Source organism: Kitasatospora sp. NPDC057542 (genome assembly GCF_042801945.1).
Lineage (GTDB): Bacteria > Actinomycetota > Actinomycetes > Streptomycetales > Streptomycetaceae > Kitasatospora.
Window position 1 is genome coordinate 1 of record NZ_JBHVFE010000563.1, and the last position, 5,248, is coordinate 5,248.

Annotated in this window: 6 protein-coding genes; 4 read left to right on the top strand and 2 right to left on the bottom strand. The window is 71.6% G+C overall.

Translation table 11 applies throughout. From position 1 onward, the window contains the following. Positions 1 to 55: 55 nt before the first annotated feature. Both ACFU7Y_RS39590 and ACFU7Y_RS39595 read right to left on the bottom strand, forming a co-directional pair. Positions 56 to 187, bottom strand: coding sequence for a DUF397 domain-containing protein (locus tag ACFU7Y_RS39590; protein ID WP_308020168.1), 132 nt, complete (start codon positions 185 to 187; stop codon positions 56 to 58). Beyond that, positions 150 to 1,208 carry a Scr1 family TA system antitoxin-like transcriptional regulator gene (locus ACFU7Y_RS39595; RefSeq protein WP_380771264.1) on the bottom strand — a complete coding sequence of 353 codons (1,059 nt, stop codon included), beginning with the start codon at positions 1,206 to 1,208 and terminating at the stop codon, positions 150 to 152. Before ACFU7Y_RS39595 ends, ACFU7Y_RS39590 begins: the two co-directional genes overlap by 38 nt. Positions 1,209 to 1,432: 224 nt before the next feature. Here ACFU7Y_RS39595 and ACFU7Y_RS39600 point away from each other — a divergent pair, with 224 nt between their 5' ends. The 4 genes from ACFU7Y_RS39600 to ACFU7Y_RS39615 all read left to right on the top strand — a co-directional run bounded on the left by ACFU7Y_RS39600 (position 1,433) and on the right by ACFU7Y_RS39615 (position 5,224). Then, positions 1,433 to 2,386 carry an SDR family NAD(P)-dependent oxidoreductase gene (locus ACFU7Y_RS39600; RefSeq protein ID WP_380771265.1) on the top strand — a complete coding sequence of 318 codons (954 nt, stop codon included), beginning with the start codon at positions 1,433 to 1,435 and terminating at the stop codon, positions 2,384 to 2,386. Positions 2,387 to 2,513: 127 nt separating this feature from the next. Then, the gene (locus ACFU7Y_RS39605; RefSeq protein WP_380771266.1) at positions 2,514 to 3,698 is read left to right on the top strand and encodes a macrolide family glycosyltransferase; all 1,185 of its coding nucleotides are present in this window, start codon (positions 2,514 to 2,516) and stop codon (positions 3,696 to 3,698) included. 473 nt (positions 3,699 to 4,171) lie between these two features. After that, positions 4,172 to 4,420, top strand: a complete 249-nt coding sequence (locus ACFU7Y_RS39610; RefSeq protein WP_380771267.1) for a hypothetical protein — start codon at positions 4,172 to 4,174, stop codon at positions 4,418 to 4,420. Between the two features lie 18 nt (positions 4,421 to 4,438). Then, complete coding sequence (locus ACFU7Y_RS39615) at positions 4,439 to 5,224, top strand: helix-turn-helix transcriptional regulator (protein WP_224277726.1); 786 nt, start codon at positions 4,439 to 4,441, stop codon at positions 5,222 to 5,224. Positions 5,225 to 5,248: the final 24 nt, after the last annotated feature.

Sequence of the window (5,248 nt, forward strand, 5' to 3'; positions counted from 1 at the left end):
CCGCTATGCGGTCGGCCGGCACGCGGGGCGGTCACGGGGCGTCGAGGGAGCAGCGCTAACCAGCGAACTCGCCCTCGCGAACGGCCGCGATGAAGGCGCGCCATGCGGTGGCCGGGAAAACGAGGGCCGGGCCGTTGGGGTCCTTGGAGTCACGTACGGGGACGAGGCCGGGGAATCCGGGGGCCACCTCGATGCAGTCGCCGCCGTTCGTGCCGCTGTAGCTGCTCTTGCGCCAGCTGGTCGCGTCGAGCTCGTTCCGCATCATCTCTGAACCCTTCGAGTGCCTCGGCGAACAGCACCAGCGACTCGCCCGCGGTGAGCGCATCGCCACGGAGGCGATCATAGCGGCGCCGGTGCCCGGAAACGATGGTCGGATCGTCGCAGGGACTGCCCCTGTCAAGGCTCTCCGAGTACACCGAGTGCAGGCCGTCCGGCATCTCCAGAAGGACCATCGAGGAGTTGATGATCGTCGCCCGAGCCGTGAACGGCACCACCTGAATGACGATGTTCTCGCGTCGGGCGATGTCCAGCAGGTGCTGCATCTGCCACACCATCACCTTCGGCCCGCCGACCACCGATCGAAGGGCGCTTTCGTCGAGGAGGACCACCAACTGCGGCCCGCCCTCGGTGAGGAAGCGCCCCTGCCGTGCGAGCCTCGCCGCGACCCGCTCCTCGATCACTTCAGGGCGTTCATCGGTCCCGCCCGCCTCGAACATCGCTCGGGCGTAGTCCCGGCACTGAAGCAGCCCGTGCATGTAGTCGGTCTGGAACACGTGGGCCCCGACCGCCTCGGCCTCCGAGTCGACATGGCTCTGGAACCAGTCCGGATGCTCGATCTGAGCGCTCCAGTCGACCCGGTCGTACAGCCGCCTCAGCAGCCCGCCGGTGTTCAGCAGTTGGTCGAGTTCCTCGACCTCCTCGACCGTCGGCTTCCGTCGTCCGCTCTCGGTCCGCGAGATCACCGTCCGGTCGAGGTGCAGGAGCTTGCCCAGATCCTCCTGGGTGTAGCCCGCCAACTCGCGCGCGTAGCGGACCTCTTCGCCGAACATGATCGCGGAGCTCGCCGTCGGCCCCCGCTTGATCTTCCGCTGTGCCATCACTGCCCCCTGCTGCGTGCCACGTGCCCAACACGTGTATTCGGACGCCACCGTAACCCCGCATTCCGGCCGCCAGTACCGGAACGCGATCTTTTGCTTGCACAGCGTCACGCCGCGCGCCCCCTTCGCGCGCCCCTTGCCCCGCGCAGGAAGTCGACCCTGCCGACTTCCTGCGCCCTGGGCCCGCCCGGTGCCGGTCGCCTGACAGCGCGGACGGAGAGCTGCCGGTGGGATGTGAGTGGCCTCCGGGACGGTAGGAACCGGGCGTGACCGGCTGCGACGTGCGGTCCCGCCTCGTACCTCCAGATCACCACTCCGAATTCCAGGAGCCCGCCATGCCCTCCCTGCCCCAGGCCCCGCCGTGGGACGTCCACCGGCTACCCCGCGCCGAGGGGCGGCGCTTCCTGGTCACCGGCGGCAACGCGGGCATCGGATACTTCGTCGCCGAGCAACTCGCCGCCACCGGGGCCACGGTCGTCCTCGGCAGCCGCAACCCGGCGAAGGCACAGGCGGCGATCGCCTCCATCGGCTCGCGCGTCCCCCAGGCCAGGGTGAAGCACGTACCCCTGGACCTGGCCGACCTCGCCTCACTGCCGGCCACCGTGGACGCGCTCGGGCTGGACCGTCTCGACGCGGTCGTCCACAACGCCGGCGTGGCGCTCGACCATCCGCCGCGCCGCGAAACCGTCGACGGGCACGAGCTGATGTTCGCCACCAACCACCTGGGGCACTTCGCGCTGACCCACCACCTGGCACCCCTGCTCGCGGCCACTCCCGGCAGCCGGATCGTCAACACCGGAAGCTTCGCCGCCAAGTCCGAGTACCTGGACCTCGACGACCTCCAGAGCACGCACGACTACCGGCCCAAGCGCGCCTACGCGCGCTCCAAGTTGGCCCAGATGCTCTTTGCCCTCGAACTCGACCGCCGCCTGCGCGCCGCCCGCAGCACGACGCTGAGCGTGCTCGTCCACCCCGGCGGCGCACTCGACTCCCTCACCCCCTCGCGCCCGCCGGTCCACGTCCGGACCGCCGCCGAGCGGCTGCGCCACCTGCCGCTCGGGCTCGTCGTCCAGGGCAAGGACGCCGCCGCATGGCCCGCCGTCCGGGCCGTGCTCGACCCGGGCGTGCGCGGCGGCCAGATGTGGAGCCCCCGCGCGTTCGGGCTGCGCGGTACGCCCAGGATCGAGCCGCCCTGGAACCACCTGACCGACACCGCGACCGCCGCACGGCTGTGGGCGGCCAGCTGCGAGCTGACCGGTCACGACCTGACGTTCGCGCACCGGGCCTGACCGTTGTGTGCGTCAGGGTGATGTCATCACAGCGTGCCGTCGACACCGGCCACCGGAGCCGTGCCACGACTTCCCGCGCACGCCAACTCAGTGGAACCGCACCGCCGATGCTGTCAGGGTGGCAGCCGTGCCGAAGAACCTTCTCTTCATGACCCTGACCGGACACGGCCACATCAACCCGACGCTGCCGCTGGTCGAGGAACTCGTACGGCGCGGCCACCGGGTGGACTACGCCACCGGGGCGGACCACGCTGCAGCCGTCACCGGCGCCGGCGCGCACTGGGTGGAACTCCCGCCGCCCGCACCGTTCACACCGCCGGCGAGGATCGGACCGCAGGCCGTCGGCGACTGGCTGCGCCACTACTTCGCGGCCCTGAGCGCGGCCTACCCGGTGCTGCAACGCCACTGCGCCGCACAGCCGGTGGACGCGATCTGCTACGACACGACGAACTGGCCCGCCCGGACCGTCGCCCGCCGGCTCGGCATCCCCGCCGTGCAGTGCTTCCCCCACCTCGCCTCGAACGAGACGTACTCGCTGGACCGGCAGTTGACCGCCGGGGTCGACGCCGGCCACCCCGCGGCGGCCCTGCTCGCCGCCGACTGCGCGGCCTTCTCCGCCGAGCACGGCGTCCCGCTCACGCCCGCCGACACCATGACCACGGCCGACGGGCTCAACCTCGTCTTCGTGCCACGGGAGTTCCAGCCGGCCGCCGACAGCTTCGACGGACGCTTCCACTTCATCGGCCCCTCGCTGCGCAGGCGCGAGCAGGCGGAAGAGGCCGAGCAGTGGTCCCCACCCGACCCCGACGCACCTCTGCTGTACGTGTCCCTGGGCACCGTCCTCACCGGCCGCCCGGAGTTCCACCGCGCCTGCGTCGCCGCGATCGCCGACGGGCCCTGGCAGCTGGCGATGACCGTCGGCGACGCGCACGCTGCCGCACTGGGCGCCGCCGCCCCGGGACGGGCGGACCTGCGGCCGCACTTCCCGCAACTGGCGGTGCTCCGCCGGGCCCGCGCCTTCGTGACGCACGCCGGGATGAACTCCGTGATGGAGGCGCTGCACTACGGGGTCGGCCTCGTCGCCGTCCCGCAGACCCCCGAGCAGGCCACCAACGCCGGGCGCCTGGTGGAACTCGGGCTCGGCGAACGCCTGGACGCCGACACGGTGAGCGCCGAGACCCTGCGGGCGGCGGTCGACAGGGTCGCCTCGGACCCGGCGGTGCGCGCCAACCTCGCGGCCATGCGCCGTGCCGTCCTGCGCAGCGGCGGGGCGGCACGCGGAGCGGATGCGATCGAGCACTACCTCCGGTAGCCCGGCGTCCGGCGCCCGGCGGCCGCTGCGCGCGGGGGAGAACGCAGAGAGACCGCTCGGGCCACCAGGGCCGGGCGGTCTCTGCTGTTCGGACGGACCCATGCGCCAACACGGCCCGCTGCCGATGTTCCCGAATTGTTGGAGTGAACAGCGCCCCCGGGTTCCGGACCCGCGGGTCCGGGTGACGCCGCTGCAAATCGTCACATCCAGCCAGGACGGCTCACAAGGGCATGCTGCACAAAGGCGCATCAAAATCCGGTTTCATTTCGCTGAACTGTGACTTCCTGATAGGGCGTTCACGAGATTGCGGCCAGGGACCTGGACCGTGGCGCATCAATCTCCGCGATGTTCACCGAACCGATTGGGAATCACCCGTACGCCTGACAAAGTGTGATGCCACCGGGCATCCAGTGCGACGCCAACCGCACAAGTGCCCGCCAGTTGGAGTGGACAGTGATATGGAGGCCTCCTCGATGGCGAGGAAACGGAACAAGCGCGCCCACACCCCTACCCACTGCGCGGCAGCGGAACCGGTACCGCTGCGCCCGCGCCCGTACCGGCCGCTCGCGGTCGGTGAGACGGCCGTGGTCGTCGTCGTGGTCGTCCTGGTGGTCGCGCTGGCCGCCGCCCTGGTGACGACGGGCATGTCGGCCGGGGCTGCGCTCGAACTGGCCACGGGCGGTTGCCTGTTGGCCGTAAGGCTCCGACGGGAGCGGGCCTAGGAAGAGCGCCTGTCTGCGATGGGACGCCGAGAGAAACCGATCGAGGCGACCGAGCCGGCGCTGGGCCGGCTGGCCGCCTGGCTGCGACAGCAGCGAGAACAAGCCGGGTTGACGTACCGTCAGCTCGCTGCTCGGACCAACTACCACCCCACCACCCTGCAACGGGCCGCCGGCGGGCGCTCCGTACCGAGCTGGAAGGTCGTCGAGGCGGTCACCCGCGAATGCGGCGGCGACCTCAAGACGGCCCGGCGCAAGTGGGTCCAGGCCAACTACTGGGCCCACGTGCCCCGCCCCTCGGGAAGCCGACGGCTGCGCGCACCCCGGCGGGTCGACCCCGAACAGGTCGACTCCTTCGCGGACCTGCGCCGCGCGATGCACGAGATGCGCCGCAAGGCCGACTGGCCCTCCCTGCGGGAACTGGACCGCCGGGCCCGCGACCGGGGCGGACGCCTGCCCTCCAGCACCCTGGCCCTGGTCCTCAAGGGCGAGGCTCCGCTGCGCAAACCCGTCTTCCTCGCCTACATGGAGGTCTGCGGGGTCAGGGAGGCCCGCCGCGCCCTGTGGGCGGCGGCCTGGGACCGGACGAACAACGCCCGCACCCTGCTGCCGGTCAACTCGCGCACGCACCAGAGCGAGTTCGCCCGGGCCATGCAGTCCTCCAGCGCCGGAACCCCGACGGACATCCTGTTCCGGCTGTGGGCGACCCTGCGCAACAGCCTTGCCGCCGACCGGGACGAGAGCCCCGGTCACCCCGCTGCGGCGGGCCGCGAAGGCACCGACGACAGCCCGTCGGTGCTCGTGTGACCCGGTCCGCGGCCGGGGCGCGCC

Excerpts from the sequence above, each read along its gene's own strand:
- ACFU7Y_RS39615 (WP_224277726.1), top strand. The coding sequence starts at position 4,439 with ATGGGACGCCGAGAGAAACCGATCGAGGCGACCGAGCCGGCGCTGGGC.
- ACFU7Y_RS39600 (WP_380771265.1), top strand. The coding sequence starts at position 1,433 with ATGCCCTCCCTGCCCCAGGCCCCGCCGTGGGACGTCCACCGGCTACCC.
- ACFU7Y_RS39610 (WP_380771267.1), top strand. The coding sequence starts at position 4,172 with ATGGCGAGGAAACGGAACAAGCGCGCCCACACCCCTACCCACTGCGCG.